Genomic DNA, 528 nt, shown 5'->3' on the forward strand with positions numbered 1-528 from the left:
CTTTCATGTAGTCCGAGACTGCGATGACTGGTCCGGTGGTGTTTGCGAGTTGTTCGGTGATGAACGGGGTGCGGGCGGGTTGGCCGGGGTTCAGGAAGGCGTGTTCTTCGGCGGCGAGTCCGTCGCGTCTCAGTTCGTTCCAGGAGGTCACGGACCAGACCTCGGCGGCGACTCCCCAGTCTTCGGCGAGGATCCGGGCGGCTTCCAGGGCCCAGGGTACGGAGACGCCGGAGGCGAGGATGTTCGCGGTGGGGCGGTTTCCGTCTCCGGTGGGGGCTTCGGCGAGGCGGTAGATGCCTTTGAGGAGCCCGTTGATGTCCAGGTTTTCCGGTTCCGCGGGTTGGGTGATGGGTTCGTTGTAGACGGTGAGGTAGTACATCACGTTTTTATCGGATGCAGTTCCGGTGCCGTCAGTGTCGGGGCCGTACATTTCTTCGAGGCCGTGGCGGATGATGTGGCCGATTTCGTAGCCGTAGGCGGGGTCGTAGGTTTTCACGGCGGGGTTGGTGGAGGCCAGGATGGGGGAGT

Annotated in this window: 1 pseudogene; it reads right to left on the reverse strand. The window is 63.3% G+C overall.

Annotated elements, in window-relative coordinates:
- Positions 1–528: pseudogene (locus tag HP499_RS24820) on the reverse strand (pyruvate dehydrogenase (acetyl-transferring), homodimeric type); the annotation flags it as partial.

This window comes from Paenarthrobacter sp. CM16 (assembly GCF_013179505.1).
GTDB lineage: Bacteria > Actinomycetota > Actinomycetes > Actinomycetales > Micrococcaceae > Arthrobacter.